A 20,309-nucleotide genomic window follows, 5' to 3' on the forward strand; every position below is an offset into this window, starting at 1 on the left:
AAACCGGGCGTGCATTGCCGCCCGTTTTATGGGCAGTCACGTTTCAGGCGCTGTCGCACCTTGGGTAGCACGCATCGCGGTTACCCCGCAGGCCCTGGGAGCGTGTGCGCTGTACCGGGTGCGCCCGCCGGGCCGCCGCCGGTGCCATGCCTCTGAAAAAGCATGGCGGTTCCCGGGTGGTCGTTCGAATGCAATTTTGCACCTAACCTTAGCTAATCTTGCAAAATCAACAGGCGCGCAAGACCTGCATCGCCCGGGGTGTCCTTCCCCGGGCGGACTTTTTTCTCCCCATTGACAGAATCCCTGCACGGCTCTTATAATGGCGGTGTCAAAACAACCAGAAACAGCATGGAAGGGAGGCCATGTTTTGAAACATCTGTTAGCGCCGCTGGTGGGGGATGCCTCGCCGGTGACGGTGATCGGCCTGTGCAAGAACGCCGGCAAGACCACCGCCATGCGCCGCCTGATGGCGGAGCTGGGGGAGGAGCGCCTGGGCCTGACCTCGGTGGGCCGGGACGGCGAGGGCACCGACCTGGTGACGGGCACGGAGAAGCCCGACCTGTATGTCAAGCGGGGAGATCTGTTCGCCACGGCCAAGGGGATGCTCTCCCTGTGCGACGCCACCCTGGAGGTGGTGGATCTCACCGACGTGATGACTCCCCTGGGCCCGGTGGCGGTATTCCGCACCCTGTCCGACGGGTATGTCCAGCTGGCGGGGCCCTCGGCGGCCGGGCAGCTGCCCCCCCTGACGAAGCGGTTCCAGGAGCTGGGCGCCCAGCGGGTACTCATTGACGGGGCCGCCGGGCGCAAGTCCCTGGCCGGCGCCGGGGTGGAGGGGGTGGCCCTGCTGTGCACCGGCGCGTCCCTGGATCGGGACATGGAGCTGGTGGTGGCGGAGACCGTCCACACCTGCTGGCTCTTCGCCCGGAAGCGGCCGGAAAACCCGGCCCTGTGCGCCGCCCTGGACGGGCAGGATGCCCGCTTCGCCCTCTTTACCCCAGAGGGGGAGCCGGTGGAGCTGCCCCTGGACGAGACCGGCGGGCCCAAGTGGGCCAAGCTGCCCCGGAAGCCTCTGGTGGTGTGGGCCGGCGGCGGCATCATGGATCCCCTGCTGAAAACCCTGGCCCGGCGGGGGGCCCCCACCACCCTGGTGGCGGCGGACGCCACCCATGTGCTGGCCGGCCGCTCCGCCCTGGAGCAGTTCCTGCGCTGCGGCGGGGAGATGCGGGTGCGCAAGGAGCTGACCATCGCCGCCGTGGCGGCCAACCCCTGGTCGGCCTACGGCTGGCACTTTGAGCCGGACAAGTTTATCGCCGCCCTCCGGGAGGTCATCGACCTGCCGGTGGTCAACGTGAAGGAGGACTGAACCATGGAACTGACCCATGAACTGCGGGAGAACGCGGGCTTTCAGTGGGTGCTGGAGCGCCTGAGCCCCATGTCTCCCTTCGGCAAGCAGGCCGCCCGCAATCCCCGCTGGTACGGCCCCGGCGACGAGGCCGCCCTGGAGGAGGAGCTGGACAACGTGGCCCTGGCCATGGAGCTGTGGGCCGCCGGCGGTACCAGGCCCCAGCCGGTGGACAGCTGCGGCTGCGAGGCCCCCCGGGTGAACCCCGCCGAACTGAAGGACTCCGCCGCCGCCCTGCGGGGGGTGACCCGGTGCCTGCCCCTGTTCCACGACATCCGGGGCTCCTTCGACCGGGATCCCGGCGCGCCCTTCGACCTGGTGGAGCTGTTCGAGCTCAAGCACTTCCTGGTCACCCTGGAGCAGGTAGTGCAGGCCTATGCCAAGATGCCCCCCATGTCCGGCATCGCCTTCCCCTCCCTGGCCGACGCCCTGGAGCTGATGGATCCCGAGGGCCGGCGCCTGCCCACCTTCTCCGTGGTCAACTCCTACCACAACGACCTGGCCCCTCTGCGGGCCGAGAAGGCCAAGCTGGAGAAGGCCATCCGCATGACCCAGGAGGACAAGCGGGGCCCTCTGCTGGAAAAGCGCCGGGTTCTGGCGGTGGAGGAGGATAAGATCGAGCTGGAGGTGCGGCAGATGCTCACCCGGAAGCTCATGGTCTGGAAGGACGCCTTCCTGGCCAACATGGAGGCCCTGGGCCACCTGGATCTGATCGTGGCCAAGGCCAAGCTGGCCCTGCGCTACCACTGCGTTCGGCCCGCCCTCAGCACCGACAAGACCATCTCCCTGAAGGGGGTGAGCCACCCCCAGGTGGCGGAGGAGCAGGCGGAGCGGGGCGAGCAGTTCACCGCCCTGGAGCTGGAGCTGGGCCCCGGCTGCACCGTCATCACCGGCGCCAACATGGGCGGCAAGACCGTGTCCCTGCGCTCCACGGTGCTGTCCCTGCTGCTCTGCCAGTGCGGCTTCTTCGTGTTCGCTCAGTCCGCCCGGCTGCCCCTGTTCGACCGGGTGGAGCTGATTCTGGCCGACAGCGGCCCCGGCGCCGGCGGCCTGTCCTCCTTCGGCAAGGAGGTTCACCTGCTGGATCAGCTGCTCCGCAAGACCAGGGATGAGTTCTTCTTTGTGGCCCTGGACGAGTTCGCCCGGGGCACCAACCCCCAGGAGGGCGCCGCCCTGGCCCGGGCCCTGGTGCGCTACCTGGGCACCCTGGACTGCGTGGCCCTCATGACCACCCACTACGACGGCGTGTCCGACGTGGCCGGGGCCCACTACCAGGTGGCCGGCCTGGTGCGGGAGATCGACGGCGACGAGGGGGACGACCCCCGCAAGCGCATCGCCCGGCGGATGGACTACCGCCTGCTGCCCGCCCCGCCGGGGGCCCCCTGCCCCCGGGACGCCCTGCGGGTTTGCCGGCTGCTTAAGCTGGACGACGCCCTCATGGAGCTGTTCCAGGCCGACCTGTAACTGTTCCGGCGGTAAGTATCCCCGTAACTATTTTGACCGGAAAGAGGGGGGAAATCTCCCTTCTTTCCGGCATTTTTTCACTTAAAAATTTTTTTGGAAAAATTGTTGACAAATTTAACTTGTGGGAGTATAGTGTTCTTGTAAAAAATAAATAATACGCATGGATAGAGGCGCGGAGCGCAAGGTACCGGGACAATGACAAGGGCAGGCGAGCCCGATGTGTCCCGGGAATGTACGTTCCGCCGAAGGGGGACGTGAACCGCACAGCCCTCCCCCTGAGCCGCAGGCTCAGCGCTTGCGGATTGTCATGAGTAACATGAAGCGCTATTTGTGTCTGATCGGAGGCCGGAAGGTGTCCGCAGATGCAAGTAGTGTTTTTTTGTGCATGAAGCGCTATCACGTTCCCTTGGGGTGGATGTTATTCTCTTGGCGGACGGGGTGGCGTTATTTTTACGAGGAGGCGTGTTATGGAAAAGCTCATCATTACCGCGGCCATCTGCGGCGCAGAGGTCACCAAGGAAAACAACCCCGCGGTGCCCTACACCGTGGAGGAGATGGTTCGCGAGGCCAAGAGCGCGTTTGACGCGGGCGCGGCGGTCATCCACGTGCATGTCCGCTGGGACGACGGCACCCCCACCCAGGATCGCGAGCGGTTCCGGGTGATCCTGGACGCCATCAAGGAGGCCTGCCCCGGCGTGATCCTGATCCCCTCCACCGGCGGCGCCACCGGCATGACCCCCGAGGAGCGGCTCCAGCCCACCGAGCTCTTCCCCGAGATGGCCACCCTGGACTGCGGCACCTGCAACTTCGGCGACGATATCTTCGTCAACGACATGCCCACCATGCGGGCCTTCGGCAAGCGCATGATCGAGAACCACATCAAGCCCGAGTATGAGTGCTTCGAGATCGGCCACCTGGACACCATCCTCACCATGGCCAAGCGCGGCGAGGTTCCCGGCGGCCCCATGCAGTTCAACTTCGTGCTGGGCGTGTCCGGCTGCACCCCCGCCACCGCCGGCAACCTGGACTACTTAGTGCGGCAGCTGCCCGCCGGCTCCACCTGGACTGCCACCGGCATCGGCCGCAGCGCCTTCCCGCTGGCCGCCATCGCCATCGCCATGGGCGGCAACGTCCGGGTGGGCTTTGAGGACAATATCTACCTGGGCAAGGGCCAGAAGGCCGCCTCCAACGGCGAGCTGGTGGCCAAGGTGGCCCGCATCGCCCACGAGCTGGGCCGTGAGATCGCCACCCCCGAGGAGGCCCGCAAGATCCTGTCCCTGGCATAACCTAGTTGTTCCAATCTCCCCAACCATATATCGAAAAGACCCCAAATCTCCCCAACCGAACCAAAAAGAACGAAACAGGAGGAACTTGCTATGCAGAAGAAAGGCAACAAGTACGGCACCCATCGCGTGATTGAGCCCAAGGGCCTGCTGACCCAGGCTGCCAAGAAGATCGACAACAACATGGACGAGATCTACTCCAACGAGATCCTGTGCGATGTGTCCGCGCTGAACATTGACTCCGCCTCCTTCACCCAGATCTACGAGGCCTGCGAGAAGGATCTGGCCCGTACCGAGCAGATGATTCTGGACATCGTGAACGAGCGCGGCAAGATGCAGAACCCCGTCACCGGCTCCGGCGGCATGTTCATCGGCACCGTCAAGGCCATCGGCGAGGATCTCCAGGGCAAGATCGACCTGAAGGTGGGCGACAAGATCGCCTCCCTGGTGTCCCTGTCCCTGACCCCCCTGAAGATCAACAAGATCAAGGCCATCCACCCCGAGATCGACCGCGTGGACGTGGACGCCCAGGCCATCCTGTTTGAGTCCGGCCTGTATGCCAAGCTGCCCGACGACATGAGCGAGGAGCTGGCCCTGGCCGCCCTGGACGTGGCCGGCGCTCCCGCCCAGACCGCCAAGCTGGTCAAGCCCGGCGACTCCGTGCTGATCCTGGGCGGCGCCGGCAAGGGCGGCATGATGTGCTGCTACGAGGCCATGAAGCGCGTCGGCCCCACCGGCAACGTGGTGGCCCTGGTCATCTGCCAGGAGGACGCCGACCTGCTCAAGAGCATGAACCTGTGCCACCACGCCATCGTGGGCTCCGCCACCGAGCCTGTGGACGTGCTGGAGAAGTCCCTGGCCGCCAACGGCGGTAAGGAGTACGACATCTCCATCCTGATCGTCAACGTGCCCGCCTGCGAGATGAGCGCCATCCTGCCCGTCCGCGACAACGGCACCGTGTACTGCTTCTCCATGGCCACCGACTTCGCCAAGGCGGCGCTGGGCGCCGAGGGCTGCGGCAAGGACGTCACCATGGTCATCGGCAACGGCTACACCAAGGATCACGCCGCCATCACCCTGGCCGAGCTCCGCGAGAATCCCCAGCTGAAGGAGTACTTCGAGAAGAAGTACCTGTAAGGCAACTGCCCGACTTCCCCAGCTCGGCCCGCGCGTGAGCGCGCCGCGCCCTCTGGCGCGTCCAAGCGTTTTGCGAAGCAAAACCTTGCCGCAGGGGCAATTCACTTGCCCGAGGAAGTCATATCCGGGGCCCCCGCGCAATGGCACATTGCGTGGGGCGCTCCGCGAGAATCCCCAGCTGAAGGAGTACTTCGAGAAGAAGTACCTGTAATCGAAAAAGCGGTGGAGCCGCTTTTTCGAGAGATTGCAGCCCGCCGCGCGCAAGTTTTGCCCGCTAAGGCGGACAAAACTCACACTTGCGGTCTGAGAAGTGTTTTTGACCACGCACATGTCGCGGTCAAAAACGAAATCCTACTTGATTTGTGCCCTGCGGGCACAAACTCTGCGAGGCTTTTATACGTACCATCCACAATCATTTCTTATGTGACATTCCCGCAGCGGCGGCATCACCGCCGGGCGGCTGGGAATTCCTCCTCCCCAACCCTTCCCCGCCGTCCCCGCGGCCGGTTCCGTGTCTGTGGCTTCTAATGTCTCCCCAAATCTGATTTAGAAAGGATGACCTTGTTATGGTAGAGTCCCGCCGTAAGATCCTGTTCCCCAACGTGACCGATGAGGAGTGGAATGACTGGCACTGGCAGGTCAAGAACCGTATCGAGACTCTGGAAGATCTGAAGAAGTACATCGAGCTGACCCCCGAGGAAGAGGAAGGCGTCAAGGCCTGCCTGGGCACCCTGCGCATGGCCATCACCCCCTACTACCTGTCCCTGATCCAGCCCGGTGATCCCCATGATCCCGTCCGTCTGCAGGCCATCCCCACCGCCAAGGAGCTGCATCAGGCCGACTCCGATCTGCTGGATCCCCTGCACGAGGATGAGGACTCCCCCGCTCCCGGTCTGACCCACCGCTATCCCGACCGCTGCCTGCTGCTGATCACTGACCAGTGCTCCATGTACTGCCGTCACTGCACCCGCCGCCGCTTCGCCGGCCAGCACGACGCCGGCCTGCCCGTGGATCAGGTGGATCAGGCCATCGAGTACATCCGCAACACTCCCCAGATCCGCGACGTGCTGCTGTCCGGCGGCGACGCCCTGCTGGTGAGCGACGAGCGCCTGGAGTACATCATCGCCAAGCTGCGTGAGATCCCCCACGTGGAGATCGTCCGCATCGGCTCCCGCACCCCCGTGGTGCTGCCTCAGCGCATCACTCCCGAGCTGTGCAACATGCTGAAGAAGTATCACCCCATCTGGCTGAACACCCACTTCAACCACCCCAACGAGATCACCCCCGAGTCCGCCAAGGCCTGCGCCATGCTGGCCGACGCCGGTATCCCGCTGGGCAACCAGAGCGTGCTGCTGGCCGGCATCAATGACTGCGTCTACACCATGAAGAAGCTGGTCAACGAGCTGGTTCGCATCCGCGTGCGTCCCTACTACATCTATCAGTGCGACCTGTCCATGGGCCTGGAGCACTTCCGTACTCCCGTCAGCAAGGGCATCGAGATCATCGAGGCTCTGCGCGGCCACACCTCCGGCTTCTGCGTGCCCACCTTCGTGGTGGACGCCCCGGGCGGCGGCGGCAAGACCCCCGTTATGCCCCAGTACGTCATCTCCCAGACCCCGCACAAGGTCATCCTGCGCAACTACGAGGGCGTTATCACCACCTACACCGAGCCCGAGCACTACACCGACTGCCAGTGCGACTACTGCACCGGCAAGAAGAAGAAGGAGCTCATGGGCGTGGCCGGCCTGGAGCGCGGTCAGGCGCTGTCCATGGAGCCCGCCAACCTGGAGCGTCATAAGCGCTCCCACCACGAGGAATAATCCGACCTCCTCTCTCATGAGCGGGCCGTCGCGTTGGCGGCGGTCCGCTCCCCCCTCTTTTTCACCTAACCTGAGAATGGAAGTGATATACGTTGGAATCTAAGCTCAACCTTGATTTTAAGCTGGTGGAGCAGGCCCGTGCCCACGCCTCCCGCGTGGCCGATGACACCCAGCGCTTTATTGATGAGCGCACCACCTCCACCGTAGAGCGCACCATCTGCCGCCTGCTCGGCATCGACGGCGTGGACGCCCAGGACGTTCCCCTGCCCAACGTGGTAGTGGATCACCTGATGGACAAGAACGCCCTGTCCCAGGGCGCCGCCTTCTGGATCGGCAACGCCATGGTGGAGACCGGCAAGGATCCCCAGGCCATCGCCGAGGATGTGGCCGCCGACAAGCTGGATCTCACCGCCCTGCCCACCCACGGCGAGGCCGAGATCCACGCCGCCCTGGCCCCCATCGTGGAGAAGAGCCTGAGCAAGATCGCCGCCCGCCGCAAGCGCCGCGAGGACTTCATCGCCGCCCACGGCGGTGAGAAGACCGGCCCCTGGATCTACCTGATCGTGGCCACCGGCAACATCTATGAGGACGTGGTGCAGGCCACCGCCGCCGCCCGACAGGGCGCCGACGTCATCGCCGTTATCCGCACCACCGGCCAGTCCCTGCTGGACTACGTGCCCTACGGCGCCACCACCGAGGGCTTCGGCGGCACCTACGCCACCCAGGAGAACTTCCGCCTGATGCGTGAGGCCATGGACAAGGTGGGCGAGGAGCTGGGCCGCTACATCCGCGTGTGCAACTACTGCTCCGGCCTGTGCATGCCCGAGATCGCCGCCATGGGCGCCTTCGAGGGCCTGGACGTGATGCTCAACGACGCCCTGTATGGCATCCTGTTCCGCGACATCAACATGCAGCGCACCCTGATCGACCAGTCCTTCTCCCGCGCCATCAACGCCTATGCCGGCGTGGTCATCAACACCGGCGAGGACAACTACCTGACCACCGCCGACGCGGTGGAGGAGGCCCACACCGTTACCGCCTCCCAGTTCCTCAACGAGGCCTTCGCCCTCCGCGCCGGCCTGCCCGAGGAGCAGATGGGTCTGGGCCACGCCTTCGAGATCGACCCCGATGTGGAGAACGGCTTCCTGTACGAGCTGGCCCAGGCCGAGATGGCCCGGGAGATCTTCCCCAAGGCGCCCCTGAAGTACATGCCTCCCACGAAGTTCATGACCGGCAACATCTTCCGCGGCCACGTACAGGACGCCCTGTTCAACATGGTCACCGCCCTCACCGGCCAGAAGATCCACCTGCTGGGCATGATGACCGAGGCCATTCACACCCCCTTCCTGTCCGACCGGTTCCTGGCCATCCAGAACGCCCAGTACATCTTCCGCACCATGCACGACCTGGGCAGCGAGATCACCTTCAAGGAAGGCGGCATCATGCAGACTCGTGCCAACGACGTGCTGAAGAAGGCCACCGACCTGCTGGGCCAGATCGAGCAGCTGGGCATCTTCGAGACCCTGGAGCGGGGCATCTTCGCCGACATCAAGCGTCCCCGTGACGGCGGCAAGGGCCTGGACGGCGTCGTGACCAAGGCGCCCGGGTACTTCAACCCCTTCCTTGCGCCCATGATGAAAGGGGGTGCCGGCAAATGAGCTCCGGACTGTATCAAATTCGCGACAAGGATCTTGACACCACCCTGGACCTGACCCGCATCAAGCCCTACGGCGACACCATGAACGACGGCAAGGTTCAGACCTCCTTCACCCTGCCGGTGAAGGACGACGACCGCGGCGCGGCCGCTGCCGTGCTCATCGCCCAGAAGATGGGCCTGGCCGACCCCAACGTGGCCCTGCGCCAGAAGCTGGACGAGAACTTCACCTTCTATGTGGTCTACGGCTCTCTGACCCACACCATCAACTACAATGAGATCGTGGTGCAGACCGTCACCGACGAGACCATGGACATGCACGAGAACGACGAGTACCTGAAGGAGCACCTGGGCCGCAAGATGGTGGTCGTGGGCGCCTCCACCGGTACCGACGCCCACACCGTGGGCATCGACGCCATCATGAACCGCAAGGGCTTCGCCGGCCACTACGGCCTGGAGCGCTACGAGATGGTGGAGGCCTACAACCTGGGTTCCCAGGTGCCCAACGAGGAGTTCCTCCGCAAGGCCGCCGAGGTCAACGCCGACGTGGTGCTGGTCTCCCAGACCGTCACCCAGAAGGACGTCCACATCAAGAACCTGACCGAGCTCATCGAGCTGGCCGAGGCCGAGGGCGTCCGCGACAAGTACATCTTCTGCTGCGGCGGCGCCCGCATCACCCACGCTCTGGCCAAGGAGCTGGGCTACGATGCCGGCTTCGGCGCGGGCACCTATGCCGACGACGTGGCCACCTTCTGCTCCAAGGAGCTGGTTCGCCGTCTGGGCAAGTAATTCTGCTTTCTTCCTCTCTCCTCTTTTTCTTTCAAGCGCGCAGGCGCCGGGCAAAAGCCCGGCGCCTGCGTGCTTCTGTTTCTGACATTCGGCTGTCTTCCGTCTTTTCTATATTATATAAGGTAGGGGCACCATGCCTTTTCCTGAAAATCCGGTCGACAGTTCCCGCCTTCCGTGCTATAATGACCCTGTCCGGCGGAGGACGCCCCCAGCCCCATCTGCCGGCAGGAAAGGAGCTTCTATCATGGGAAACAATCGAATGGGCAGGATTCTCTCCGGCGTGCTGTCTGCGGCCCTGGTGCTCTCCCTGGCCCCCGCCGCCCTGGCGGCAGAGCCCGAGGCCACCGCGGAGCCGGAGGCCACCACCCCCAACTGGGGTGACGGCAACGTATACGTCACCGACCTGGACAAGAGCGGCACCGCCGCCTCCTTTGTGGGCACCGACGGCAGCCCCTACTTCCGGATCCGGGATCTGGCTTACATCTTCACCGGCTCTGAGCACCAGTTCAACGTGGACTGGGTCGACGGCCAGGTGGTGGTCACCACCGGCGCGGCCTATGACGGCGATGTGCTGGAGGTGCCCGCGGACATCTCCGCCGCCGACCGGAATCAGGCCCCGGCGGACATCACCGTGTCTGTGGACGGCCAGGAGCAGACCGTGCCCGCCATCGCCGTGGACGGCCACTACTACCTGACCGTGGAGTCCTTCAACGCCCTGCTGGGCACCGACGCCACCGTGCAGGAGAAGCCCGCCCCGGCTGAGGAGTCCCCCGCTCCCCAGGAGAGCACCGCGCCTGAGGCGGAGAGCGCCGAGTAAGGCCCTCTTCCCGCCATTCCGGTTTCATCGTGTACACAAAAGAGGAGCCCGGCGGCAGCTGCCGCCGGGCCCTTTTTCTGTTGGGAGGCGGTTCGCCCTCCTTTCAAGCCGTGAAATCGCCAGGAGATAAATTTGTGCGTTTTTCACAAAAACTATCGACAACAAAATGGCAGAATGGTATAATTCCTGTGTTGGGGGAGGCCGGACAAGTCTCCCCCCGGGAAAGATGGAAAGGAGCGCAAACCATGAAGCAGAAACGACTCAGCAAACTCCTCTCTGCCGTGTTGTCCGCGGCACTGGTGCTCTCTCTGGCACCCGCCGCCCTGGCGGCGGAGGGGGAGACCCACATCACCATCATCGGCACCTCGGATACCCACGGCAACGTCTGGGGGTACTCCTACGAGGACATGGCCGAGAGCACCGATGACGGCCTGGCCCGCATCTCCACCTATGTCAACCAGGTGCGTGCGGAGAACCCCAACACCATCCTGGTGGACACCGGCGACACCATCCAGGGCACCATCATGACCGACGATCTCTACTCCAAGGACACCGCGAACCACCCGGTGCCCGCCGCCATGAACTACATGGGCTACGACGCCTGGACACTGGGCAACCACGAGTTCAACTTCGGCGTTGACACCCTGAAATCCATCCTGGCTCAGGCCGAGATGCCGGTGCTGGCGGCCAACATCAAGAACGCCGACGGCAGCTATTTCACCGGCGCGGGCTACACCATTGTGGAGCGGGGCGGCGTCAAGGTGGCCGTCATCGGCGTGGACACCCCCAACATCCCCCGCTGGGACGGCACCAAGCAGGGCGTGGAGGAGCTGACCTTTGAGCCCCTGGCCGACGCGGTGAACGAGTGCATCGACGCCATCGGCGACAGCGCCGACGTCATCATGGTCTGTGCCCACGCCGGTCTGGAGGCCGAGTACTCCACCGACGGCTCCGACGCCGGCAAGACCATCCTGGAGCAGTGCCCCGAGGTGGACATCCTCCAGCTGGGCCACACCCACACCACTTATGTGAACAACGACACCATCCCCGTGGGCGAGACCGCCAACAACGCCGGCGAGGTGGTGCGCTATGACCTGACCCTGGACGCCAACAAGGAGATCACCTCCGCCACCGTGGAGACCGTCTCCATGGAGGGCATCGAGCCCGACCAGGGCCTGCGCGACGTGGCCGCCGTCAAGGACGCCCAGGACAAGACCGTGTCCTTCATCCAGGACAACGTGCTGGGCCATGCCGCCGCCGACTTCCAGCCCGCCAACGAGATCGCCGGCATCCCCGCCGGCCGCATCCAGGACACCGCCGTCATCGACCTGATCGGCACCGTCCAGCTGGAGAACTCCGGCGCCGACGTCACCGCCGTGGCCCTGTTCAAGGACACCAGCGATCTGAAGGCCGGTCCGCTGAACTACGGCAACATGTTCGACATCTACAAGTACCCCAACGTGCTCTACACCGTGGAGGTCACCGGCGCCGAGATGAAGGCCTACATGGAGTGGGCCGCCGAGTGCTGGAACCAGTGGCAGCCCGGGGACATCAACATCTCCTTCAACCCCGACAAGGCCGGCTATCTCCACGACCACTTCATCGGCCTGAACTATGAGGTCAACCTGTCCAAGCCCGCCGGTCAGCGCATTGAGAACGTGACCTTCCAGGGGCAGCCCCTCACCGACGACATGCCCCTCACCCTGTGCGTCAACGACTACCGCTACACCGGCCTGAAGAACGAGGGCATCATCTCCGGCGAGAAGACGTGGGAGTCCTCCGCCTCCGTCCGCGACATGCTGGTGGCCTACCTGGCCGAGCACGACCCCCTGGAGCCCGTGGTGGACAACAACTGGAAGATCACCGGCGTGGATCTCCAGCTGGACAACCCGGAGCGTGCCGCTTACATCGAGAAGGTCAACTCCGGCGAGCTGGCCACCCCCTACAACAAGAGCATCAACCTCAACGAGGCCAACAACGTCATCGTCAACGGCCTGCTCTGCTCCGCCGACAGCGCGGTGAGCAGCGGCCTGGGAGACACCACCTTCTACCGCCTGCGTGATCTGGCCGCCGCCTTCCAGGGCACCACGGCCGCCTTCAACGTGGAGTGGAACGGCGGCGTGGTCATCACCAAGGGCGGCGAGTACACCGCCGAGCCCCTGCCCGCCCGTGCCGACGGAACCGCCATTGACTACGCCGACCTGACCGTCACCGTGGACGGCGCGCCGGTGGAGGTCTCCGCCCTGCTGATCGGCGGGAACTACTATGTCTCCGCCGACGGCATCAACACCCTGCTGGGCATCAGCGCCGCCGAGGCCGACGGCGTGCTGACCCTCACCGCCGACGAGGCGGGCGCCGGCAGCGGCAGCGCCGGCTGAGCCATCAGCCCTCAAGCCATCTGAACCGGGCGGCGGGAGTTTCCCGCCGCCCACTTTTTTGCCGCCGGGTTGTCCCGGCGGCGGTTTTATGGTAAGATCATCAGCACAGACGAAGAAAGGAGGTGCCGCCCATGTCTCTGCCCAAGCTGATTGTGGTGCTGGGCACCACCGCCTGCGGCAAGAGCGGCCTGGGGGTGGAGCTGGCCAGGAGGTTTGACGGGGAGATCGTCTCCGCCGACTCCCGGCAGGTGTACAAGGGCCTGGATCTGGGCACCGGCAAGGTGACCGAGGAGGAGATGGAGGGCGTCCCCCACCACATGCTGGACGTGGTGGAGCCCAATCAGCCCTACTCGGTGGCCGACTTCCAGGCCGGGGCCTACGCCGCCATCGACGATATCCTCGCCCGGGGCAGGCGCCCCTTCCTGGTGGGGGGCACCGGGCTGTATGTCCGGGCGGTGACCGAGGGCTTCACCTTCACCGACGCCCGGCCCGACCCCGCCCTCCGGGCGGAGCTGGAGGGGAAAACCACGGAGGAGCTGTACGCCCTGCTGCGGGAGAAAACCGGCGTCACCCTCACCGGCGGGGAGGAGAGCAACCGCCACCGCCTCATGCGCTCGGTGGAGAAGGCCCTGTCCGGCCGGTGGGAGAGCCCGCCGCCGCGGCCCCGGTATGACTGCCTGCTGCTTGGGGTGACCTTCCCCCGGGAGGCGGTGTGCCGCCGCATTGACGCCCGCCTCCAGGCCCGCATCGACGCCGGGATGCTCGACGAGGTGGCAGACCTCCGGGCCAATGGGGCCACCGACGAGTTCCTGGAGGGGCTGGGGCTGGAGTACCGCTACATCCTGCGCTACCTCACCGGGCAGATCACCACCCTGGACGGCCTGAAGGACGAGCTGGGCCGGGCCATCAAGCGCTTTGCCAAGCGGCAGATGGTGTGGTTCAAAAAGGACAGGGACGTGCTGTGGCTGGATATGGAGGGTGACTTTCTCACCCAGGCCGTCCGGGCCGTGGAGGGCTTTCTGGCCTGAGTCCTTCCCCTTTTCTTAAAAAAACTTTACCAAATCCTAAACTTCTCTCCATGGACTCTTTCGTCCCGGGCGGTATACTGGTAGACAGAAACCGGAACGCCCGGGGGAAGGAGTCCATTGCCATGCGGAAGCATCCAAACGAGAGGGAATACTGGGACTGCGTGTCCGAGCTGCTGGCCGACGGCGCCGTGCAGGCCATGCGCCTGCTGCCCCAGCACCGGGCCGGGGTGAGCTGCTTCGACCACAGTGTGCTGGTCAGCCGCATCAGCTGGCGCATCTGCCGCGCCCTGGGGCTGGATGAGCGGGCGGCGGCCCGGGGCGGCCTGCTCCACGACCTCTACCTCTACAACTGGCGGGAGAAGTCCACCCACCCCGGCGTCCGCCACGGCACCGAGCATCCCGCCATCGCCCTGGCCAACGCCCGGGCCCGCTTCCCCCTGACGTGGAAGGAGGCGGACATCATCGCCACACACATGTTCCCCTACACGCCCACCAAATTCTATCACTGTCTGGAGTCGGCGGTGGTGAGCACGGTGGACAAGCTGTGCGCCGCCGCTGAGGTGCTGGGTCTGGTGCGGCCCTGGGCGGAGCGCGTCCCCCTGCCCGCCGCGCCGGAGGCCCGTCAGGGCTGCACGCCGTGAAAAAAGGCCCCGCGCACCCGCTTCTGTGCGGGCGCGCGGGGCCTTTCCGCCCCTTTACGCGGCCTGTCCCTCTGAGGCGCCGGAGCCGTCCCGGTGCTCCAAAACGTGCTGTATGCCTCCATTGAGGCGGCTGTGGAACGTCCGGGCGATCATCCCCACCAGGAGGGCGGAGAGAATGGTGCCCTCCCGCACGCCGGCCAGCCGGTGGTAGAGCAGCAGGCCGAGCACCGCCGCCGTCACCGCCATGGTCACGTCCACCGCCACCTTGGTCTTGCCGAAGTCGGTGTGCCAGGTGGTGGAGATGGCGCTGACGGTACACTCGCCGGGGAGCATCACTACCCCGGCGGCCATCTCCATAAAAACGCCGAAGCCCAGCACCAGGCAGCCCAGGAGCAGGGACAGCACCTGGAGGGGGTAGCCCTGGGGACTGTAGGCGGTGAGCATGGACATGGTCAGGTCGATGAAGCAGGAGAAGCCCAGGGTCACGGGGATCTCCAGCCAGAAATGCCGGGGAAACCGCCGGCGGAGGATCCCCAGCTGGAGCGCCACCAGCAGCAGGTTGAACACCAGGGTAAACATGCCCAGGGTGGGCGCAAAGCCGATGTCCAGCACGTAGGGGATGCTGGTAATCGGGGACGTGCCCAGTCTGGCCTTGGTGATCAGGCTGACTCCCAGGGCGTTGACGAACAGCCCCGCGGTGAAAAAGAGATACCGGCGTATCAGCTCTCCTCTGTTCATTGCAGCGCCTCCCTGTTCTCCGCCAGATGCTCGCACACATGGCGCAGGCCCCGCAGCAGGGCCGCGCCCTCGGCCTCGTCCAGGCCGGAGAGCATCTCCCGGTCGCACGCCTCCAGCACCCGCAGCACCTCCCGCTGCTTCTCCCAGCCGAAGTCCGTCAGGTAGACGTGGAGGGCGCGGCGGTCGCCCCCCTCGGCCCGGCGCTCCACCAGGCCCTTCTCCTCCATCCGGCCCAGCAGGCCGGTGAGGGTGGCCGGGTCGATCTGGCACCCCAGGGCGATGTTTTTCTGCACGCTGCCGTTATGAAGGCCCAGGTAGTTGAGCACCTTGGGCTGCCCCGCCGTCAGGCCGGAGCCGGCCAGCCGGGCCAGGATCCTGCGCTGGAACATGCCCTGGGCGGCCAGCAGCAGGTAGTGAAAGCTGGTATCCATCCTCTGTCCTCCTCAGACTATTTGTATCCAAATGATTTGTATGCAAATAATATAGCAGGAAATCCCCCGCCTGTCAATTGTCCGGATCCGCCAAAAATGTGGTTGACTTTTCCCCTGTGGGCCCGTATACTGATGAGTGTAAAATATGGCATCAACTTCATACCGCCGGATGATGGGGCCGAGAGAGGGCGGGAAACCGCCGCCGAAGGGGCAAGCGCAGGGATCTCTCAGGCAGAAGGATCGGCCCCGGACGGGACTCTGGAAAGCGGACGGCAGTCCGCGCCGACGGGGGCAAAACTCTCAGGCAACCCAACAGAGGCGCATGGCAGAATTGCCATGCGCTTTTTTGCTGTCCAAAATCAGAAGGAGGGAATGGAAATGGAAGGACGCAAGACCCCCCTCTACGACCGCCACACGGCGGCGGGAGGGAAGATCGTCCCCTTCGCCGGGTGGCTGCTGCCGGTGCAGTACAGCGGCGTGATCGCCGAGCACAGGGCGGTGCGCTCCGCCTGCGGGCTGTTCGACGTGAGCCACATGGGGGAGCTGGTGCTGCGGGGCGCCGACGCCCTGGTCAACGTGAACAACCTGATGACCAACGACTTCTCCGGCATGGCGGACGGCCAGGCCCGGTACTCCCCCATGTGCTACGAGGACGGGGGCGTGGTGGACGATCTGATCGTCTACAGGTGCTCGGACACGGCCTATCTGATCGTGGTCAACGCCGCCAACAGGGACAAGGACGCCGGCTGGATCCGCGCCCATCTGACCGGCGACTGCGCCATGGAGGACATCTCCGACCAGGTGGCCCAGCTGGCCCTCCAGGGGCCGGAGGCAGAGTCCATCCTCCGCACCCTGACGGGGGACATCCCGGAGAAGAACTACACCGCCGTGCTCCGCGGCACGGTGGATGGGCGGCCCTGCCTGGTGTCCCGCACCGGGTACACCGGGGAGGACGGGTTTGAGCTCTACTGCGCCCCCGGCGACGCCCCCGCCCTGTGGGACGCCCTGATCGCCGCCGGGGCCGTGCCCTGCGGCCTGGGGGCCCGGGACACCCTGCGGCTGGAGGCCGCCATGCCCCTCTACGGACACGAGCTGTCCCCGGAGATCAACCCCTACGAGGCGGGCCTGGGCATCTTCGTTAAGCTGGACAAGGACGGCTTCATCGGCAAGGCGGCCCTGGAGCAGGCCCGGCCGGTACGCCGCCGCCGGGTGGGCCTGAAGATGACCGGCCGGGGCATCGCCCGGGAGGAGTGCCCGGTGTACGACGGGGAGCGGCAGATCGGCGTGGTCACCTCGGGCACCCACTGTCCCTGGCTGGGCTGTGCCGTGGCCATGGCCCTGGTGGACGCCGATTACAAGGAGCCGGGCACCGCCCTCCAGGTGGACGTGCGGGGCCGCCGGGTGGAGGCCGAGGTGGTCAAGACCCCGTTCTACAAGAGGAATGGATAATTGACAATGGATAATTGATAATTCAGCAGAGCCTTCCCCTCTGCATATTTCCGGTTCTCTGGCAGATCCAAGGCCGGCGGATCTTCCGCTGTATGCCCCGTACCCCATAATTTTCAATTCTCAATTCTCAATTTTCAAAAAAATCAATGGCTGGAGGTTATCACTATGAACATCCCTGATGAGCTGCGCTACACCAAGTCCCACGAGTGGCTGAAGGAGGAGGACGGGATCTATACCGTGGGCCTCACCGACTTCGCCCAGCACGCCCTGGGCGACATCGTCTTTGTCAACCTGCCCCAGGAGGGGGATCCGCTGACCGCCGGAGAGGCCCTGGGCGACGTGGAGTCGGTGAAGGCCGTGTCCGACGTGATCTCCCCTGTGTCCGGCGTGGTAAAGGCGGTCAACGAGGAGCTGCTGGACAATCCCGCCCTGGTAAACGAGGATCCCTACGGGGCCTGGCTGGTTCAGGTGGAGGAGGTTTCCGACGAGGAGGAGCTGCTGGACGCGGCGGCCTACGAGGCCCACTGCGCCGGGGAGGAGGGCTGACATGGGAGGCTATCTGCCCGCCGCTGAGGCGGAGCGGGCCGCCCAGTACGCCGCCCTGGGCCTGGACGGCCCGACGGGGCTGTACCGGGACGTGCCCGATTCCGTATATCTGAAGGAGCCCCTGCACATGCCGGAGCCCAAGTCGGAGCTGGAGGTGCGCCGCATCCTGGAGGGTCTGGCGGAGCAGAACGTCCGCTTCCGCACCATCCTCCGGGGGGCCGGGGCCTACGACCACTACATCCCCGCCGCCGTCAGCCGGATCGCCGCCAAGGAGGCCTTTGTCACCGCCTACACCCCCTATCAGGCGGAGATCAGCCAGGGGGTGCTCCAGTCCATCTTCGAATTCCAGACCATGATCTGTGAGCTCACCGGCCTGGACGCGGCCAACGCCTCGGTGTACGACGGGGCCTCCGCCGCGGCGGAGGCGGTGGCTATGTGCAAAGAGCGCAAGCGCACCCGCGCCGTGATCGCCGCCGCTGCCCACCCGGACGTGATCGCCACCATTCAGACCTACTGCTTCGGCTCCGGCACAGAGGTGGTGCTGGCCCCGGTGAAGGACGGCGTCACCGATCTCACCGGGCTGCTGGACGACGCCACCGCCTGCGTCTACATCCAGCACCCCAACTTCTTCGGCCAGCTGGAGGATCTCCGGGGCTTTGCCGAGGCGGCCCACGCCGCCGGGGCCAAGCTGATCGCCGGGGTCAACCCCGCCACCCTGGGCGTGCTGGAGTCCCCCGGCGCCTGCGGGGCGGACATCGCCGTGGGGGAGGGCCAGCCCCTGGGCCTGCCCCTGGCCTGGGGCGGCCCCTACCTGGGCTTTATGGCCGCCGCTCAGCCCCTCATGCGCAGGCTGCCCGGCCGCATCGTGGGGGAGACCACCGACTCCAGGGGGGAGCGGGCCTTCGTCCTCACCATGCAGGCCAGAGAGCAGCACATCCGCCGGGAGAAGGCCTCCTCCAACGTGTGCTCCAACGAGGCCCTGTGCGCCCTCACCGCCTCCATCTACCTGTCCCTCATGGGCCGGTCGGGTCTGCGGCAGGTGGGGGAGCAGAGCCATGCCAAGGCCCACTATCTGGCGGAGGAGCTGTGTCAGATTCCCGGCGTGTCCCTGCGCTACCCCGGCCCCTTCTTCCACGAGTTTGTCACCGACCTGCCCCAGCCCCGGAAGGTGCTCTCCGCCCTGGAGGAGCAGGGCATCCTGGGCGGCTGGGTGCTGGGGGACGGCCTGCTGTGGTGCGCCACCGAAAAGCAGACGAAAGAGCAGCTGGACGAGGCCGTTTCCATTGTGAAGGAGGTGCTGGGCAAATGAAGCTGATTTTTGAACGCAGCCGCCCCGGCCGGGGCAATGACATCCTGCCCCCGCTGGACGTGCCCGCCGCCCCCCTGCCGGAGGAATACCGGCGGAAGGCTCCTCCCCGGCTGCCCGAGATCGGGGAGAGCGACCTGTCCCGCCACTACCAGGCCCTGTCCCGCCGGGCCTTCGGCGTGTGCGACGGGTTCTACCCCCTGGGCTCCTGCACCATGAAGTACAACCCCAAGCTGGGGGAGGAGATGGCGTCCCTGCCCGGCTTCACCGGCATCCACCCCCTCCAGCCCATCCAGACCATCCTAGGCTGCCAGAAGGTGATCACCCAGGCGGAGTATCTTCTGTGCGAGGTCACCGGCATGGACGCCATGACCTTCCAGCCCGCCGCCGGCGCCCACGGGGAGTTCACCGGACTGCTGCTCATCAAGGCCTACCACCACAGCCGGGGGGACACGGGCCGCACCGTGATCCTGGTGCCCGACTCCGCCCACGGCACCAACCCGGCCTCCGCCGCCATGGCTGGCTTCACCGTGAAGAACATCCCCTCCACGCCGGAGGGCCTGGTGGATCTGGAGGCCCTCAAAGCCGCCTGCGGCCCGGACACGGCGGGGCTCATGCTCACCAACCCCAACACCGTGGGCCTGTTCGAGCGGGACATCCTGGACATCACCGCCATCGTCCACGAGGCGGGTGGCCTGGTGTACTACGACGGGGCCAACCTGAACGCCATCATGGGGGTGGCCCGGCCCGGCGACATGGGCTTTGACGTGTGCCACCTGAACCTGCACAAGACCTTCGCCACCCCCCACGGCGGCGGCGGCCCGGGCAGCGGCCCGGTGGGCGTCAAGGAGTTCCTGATCCCCTTCCTCCCCGGCTCCGCCCTGGGCGGCTACGGCGGGGAGCAGTCCATCGGCCAGGTAAGGGCCTTCCACGCCAACTTCCTGGTGGTGGTGCGGGCCCTGGCCTACCTGCTGCGGCTGGGCAACGCCGGCATCGCGGAGGCCGCCCACACGGCGGTGCTCAACGCCAACTACCTGAAACAGAAGCTGGAGGAGGCGGGCTACACCGCCGCCTTCCCCGGCCTGTGCATGCACGAGTTCGTCCTCACTCTGGAGGGGCTGAAGAAGGAGACCGGCGTGTCCGCCCTGGACGCGGCCAAGGCCATGCTGGACGCGGGGATCCACCCGCCCACCATGTACTTCCCCCTGATCGTCCACGAGGCGCTGATGTTCGAGCCCACCGAGACCGAGACCCCCGACACCCTGGACGAGGCGGCGGCGGTGCTGGCGGAGATCCTCCGCCGGGCAAAGGAGAACCCGGAGGCCCTCCACGCCGCCCCGGTGACCACGGTGATCGGCCGGCCCGACGAGACCGCCGCCGCCCGCCGCCCGGTGGTGCGGTATGCCTTCCCGGAGGGCTGAGC

The 20,309-nt window shown here is 65.7% G+C and carries 17 protein-coding genes and 2 riboswitches; of the genes, 15 read left to right on the forward strand and 2 right to left on the reverse strand.

The window, feature by feature from the left end; all coding sequences use genetic code 11:
• The first annotated feature begins 367 nt into the window (after positions 1-367).
• The 11 genes from B5E42_RS06050 to B5E42_RS06100 all read left to right on the forward strand — a co-directional run bounded on the left by B5E42_RS06050 (position 368) and on the right by B5E42_RS06100 (position 14,416).
• Positions 368-1,366, forward strand: a complete 999-nt coding sequence (locus B5E42_RS06050) for a hypothetical protein (protein ID WP_242967039.1) — start codon at positions 368-370, stop codon at positions 1,364-1,366.
• A gap of 3 nt (positions 1,367-1,369) precedes the next feature.
• The gene (locus B5E42_RS06055) at positions 1,370-2,869 is read left to right on the forward strand and encodes a DNA mismatch repair protein MutS (RefSeq protein WP_087237691.1); all 1,500 of its coding nucleotides are present in this window, start codon (positions 1,370-1,372) and stop codon (positions 2,867-2,869) included.
• A gap of 157 nt (positions 2,870-3,026) precedes the next feature.
• A riboswitch (Lysine riboswitch) is annotated at positions 3,027-3,204 on the forward strand.
• A gap of 132 nt (positions 3,205-3,336) precedes the next feature.
• Complete coding sequence (locus B5E42_RS06060; protein ID WP_087237693.1) at positions 3,337-4,155, forward strand: 3-keto-5-aminohexanoate cleavage protein; 819 nt, start codon at positions 3,337-3,339, stop codon at positions 4,153-4,155.
• A 90-nt stretch (positions 4,156-4,245) separates the two neighbouring features.
• Entirely contained in the window at positions 4,246-5,289 is a 1,044-nt protein-coding gene (locus tag B5E42_RS06065) for an L-erythro-3,5-diaminohexanoate dehydrogenase (RefSeq protein ID WP_087237695.1), read from the forward strand.
• A gap of 566 nt (positions 5,290-5,855) precedes the next feature.
• Positions 5,856-7,109 (forward strand): lysine 2,3-aminomutase, encoded by a 1,254-nt coding sequence (gene ablA, locus B5E42_RS06070; protein ID WP_087237697.1) that lies wholly within the window; start codon positions 5,856-5,858, stop codon positions 7,107-7,109.
• 92 nt (positions 7,110-7,201) lie between these two features.
• The gene (locus B5E42_RS06075) at positions 7,202-8,767 is read left to right on the forward strand and encodes a lysine 5,6-aminomutase subunit alpha (protein ID WP_087237699.1); all 1,566 of its coding nucleotides are present in this window, start codon (positions 7,202-7,204) and stop codon (positions 8,765-8,767) included.
• Positions 8,764-9,552 (forward strand): OAM dimerization domain-containing protein, encoded by a 789-nt coding sequence (locus B5E42_RS06080; RefSeq protein WP_087237701.1) that lies wholly within the window; start codon positions 8,764-8,766, stop codon positions 9,550-9,552. The genes B5E42_RS06075 and B5E42_RS06080 overlap by 4 nt, the downstream gene beginning before the upstream one ends.
• Before the next feature lie 244 nt (positions 9,553-9,796).
• Entirely contained in the window at positions 9,797-10,369 is a 573-nt protein-coding gene (locus B5E42_RS06085) for a hypothetical protein (protein WP_141242472.1), read from the forward strand.
• A 245-nt stretch (positions 10,370-10,614) separates the two neighbouring features.
• Positions 10,615-12,747 (forward strand): 5'-nucleotidase C-terminal domain-containing protein, encoded by a 2,133-nt coding sequence (locus B5E42_RS06090; protein ID WP_087237705.1) that lies wholly within the window; start codon positions 10,615-10,617, stop codon positions 12,745-12,747.
• Positions 12,748-12,878: 131 nt separating this feature from the next.
• A complete protein-coding gene (gene miaA / locus B5E42_RS06095) occupies positions 12,879-13,775 on the forward strand; it encodes a tRNA (adenosine(37)-N6)-dimethylallyltransferase MiaA (RefSeq protein WP_087237707.1) in 897 nt (298 codons plus the stop codon).
• A 122-nt stretch (positions 13,776-13,897) separates the two neighbouring features.
• The gene (locus tag B5E42_RS06100) at positions 13,898-14,416 is read left to right on the forward strand and encodes an HD domain-containing protein (protein WP_141242473.1); all 519 of its coding nucleotides are present in this window, start codon (positions 13,898-13,900) and stop codon (positions 14,414-14,416) included.
• A 54-nt stretch (positions 14,417-14,470) separates the two neighbouring features.
• Here B5E42_RS06100 and B5E42_RS06105 read toward each other — a convergent pair whose 3' ends face one another.
• Together B5E42_RS06105 and B5E42_RS06110 are read right to left on the reverse strand one after the other, a co-directional pair.
• Positions 14,471-15,154 (reverse strand): DUF6198 family protein, encoded by a 684-nt coding sequence (locus B5E42_RS06105; protein ID WP_204244382.1) that lies wholly within the window; start codon positions 15,152-15,154, stop codon positions 14,471-14,473.
• Positions 15,151-15,585: a MarR family transcriptional regulator gene (locus B5E42_RS06110; protein ID WP_087237709.1), complete on the reverse strand. Its 435-nt coding sequence runs from the start codon at positions 15,583-15,585 to the stop codon at positions 15,151-15,153. The genes B5E42_RS06105 and B5E42_RS06110 overlap by 4 nt, the downstream gene beginning before the upstream one ends.
• A gap of 169 nt (positions 15,586-15,754) precedes the next feature.
• A riboswitch (glycine riboswitch) is annotated at positions 15,755-15,838 on the forward strand.
• A gap of 125 nt (positions 15,839-15,963) precedes the next feature.
• On the opposite strand from B5E42_RS06110, the gene gcvT reads away from it, so the two are divergent.
• The 4 genes from gcvT to gcvPB all read left to right on the forward strand — a co-directional run bounded on the left by gcvT (position 15,964) and on the right by gcvPB (position 20,307).
• Positions 15,964-17,034, forward strand: coding sequence for a glycine cleavage system aminomethyltransferase GcvT (gene gcvT / locus B5E42_RS06115; protein ID WP_343214178.1), 1,071 nt, complete (start codon positions 15,964-15,966; stop codon positions 17,032-17,034).
• Between the two features lie 165 nt (positions 17,035-17,199).
• Positions 17,200-17,580: a glycine cleavage system protein GcvH gene (gcvH, locus tag B5E42_RS06120; protein WP_087237713.1), complete on the forward strand. Its 381-nt coding sequence runs from the start codon at positions 17,200-17,202 to the stop codon at positions 17,578-17,580.
• 1 nt (position 17,581) lies between these two features.
• Entirely contained in the window at positions 17,582-18,889 is a 1,308-nt protein-coding gene (gcvPA, locus tag B5E42_RS06125; RefSeq protein WP_087237715.1) for an aminomethyl-transferring glycine dehydrogenase subunit GcvPA, read from the forward strand.
• Positions 18,886-20,307 carry an aminomethyl-transferring glycine dehydrogenase subunit GcvPB gene (gene gcvPB, locus B5E42_RS06130; RefSeq protein WP_087237717.1) on the forward strand — a complete coding sequence of 474 codons (1,422 nt, stop codon included), beginning with the start codon at positions 18,886-18,888 and terminating at the stop codon, positions 20,305-20,307. Before gcvPA ends, gcvPB begins: the two co-directional genes overlap by 4 nt.
• Positions 20,308-20,309 lie beyond the last annotated feature (2 nt).

The organism is Flavonifractor sp. An10, from assembly GCF_002161215.1.
GTDB classification, from domain to species: domain Bacteria; phylum Bacillota; class Clostridia; order Oscillospirales; family Oscillospiraceae; genus Flavonifractor; species Flavonifractor avistercoris.